Raw genomic sequence first — 1,220 nt, 5'->3', positions numbered from 1 at the left:
CCCAACTGCGCGGTCGTGGGCTCGGTGGTCTGGACGACGGTGCCGGCTGGTCCGGATAGCGTGATCGCGTGCAGTCGGCCCAGCTCGCGGTTGATCTGGCGCCAGGTCTGGCCGGTGCGCCGTTCGGCGACCCGGATCAGCAGCAGCGCGAGCCAGCAGAGCAGCACGTGCGCGCGGATGCGGGGCTCGATCCGGTGGAACACCGGCCGGAGTTCGATGGTGGACTTGAGGTCGCGGAACCCGCGTTCGGCTTCGAGGAGGTTCTTGTAGCCCAGCGCGACGTCCTCGGCCGACAGGTCCGGATCCGAGGTGGAGAGCAGGTACTTCCCGTCCAGCCGGGCCTCGGCGGTGATCTTCGCCCGGTCCAGGACCAGGCGCCCGGACGGGGTCTGGCGCAGCCACCGGCCCAGGGCGGGGTGCTCGCGCAGCGCGCACTCGGCCTTGACGTGCGCCGCCTCGTCGGCGGCGGCCCTGCGGTCGGCTTTCGTGCGGGTCGCCGCGCTCACCGCGGCCCTGGGCGTTGAGGATGCCGTGCGGCGGGCGCGGGCCTGCTCGCGGGCTCGGGCGCGGGCGGTGGTGATCCGGTCCAGCTCGGCACCGATCCGCACGATGGCGGCGTCGCGGGCGGCCTGGTCGCGTTCGGCCTCCTCGGGGTTGTGGCAGATGATCCACCGGATCCCGGGCGTGGAAGCGATCTTGACCTCCTTCACCCGCAGGTTGTCGCGCACGGACTGATAGCGACCTTGGCGCGACAGCGCCTCGTGGGCCTGGGCGTTGCCGTCGCGCATCCGCTCGCCGGCGATGTAGTGCCCGCCGGCGCGCTGCAGGTAGGCGAGGTTCTCCCGGGAGGAGAACCCGCGGTCGACCACGGTGACGACCCGCCCGAGGCGCCAGCCCCGCAAGCCGTCCTTGACCTCGGGCAGGATCGCCTGGTCGTTGGTGTTGCCCGGCCAGCACCAGCAGCGGACCGGGATCCCCTCCCTGGTCACGGCCAGGCCGATGACGATCTGGGGCAGGTCGCGGCGGTGGTCCTTGGAGTGCCCGTAGCGGCGGAACCCCTGCTCACCGTCGGTGTCGGCATCTTCGGTGTCGCGTTCGAAGTAGGTGCTGGTGGTGTCGAAGAACAGCAGGTCGACCTCGAGGTTGAGCAGGTCGGCGACGGCGAAGAACACCGCCTCCTGCACGCTCGCGTCGGTGTCGGCCTCGACGAGCAGGTCCAT

General features: G+C 71.6%; 1 protein-coding gene. It reads right to left on the bottom strand.

Going from position 1 to position 1,220, the window contains the following annotated elements; genetic code table 11:
• A partial coding sequence (locus tag PHY01_RS26060; RefSeq protein WP_141282926.1) for an IS1634 family transposase occupies positions 1–1,220 on the bottom strand: 1,220 nt, incomplete at both ends.

This window comes from Pseudonocardia hydrocarbonoxydans (assembly GCF_006539565.1).
GTDB lineage: Bacteria > Actinomycetota > Actinomycetes > Mycobacteriales > Pseudonocardiaceae > Pseudonocardia > Pseudonocardia hydrocarbonoxydans.
The sequence above is the reverse complement of the archived record's forward strand: the minus strand, read 5'-3'. Positions and strand labels throughout refer to the sequence as shown.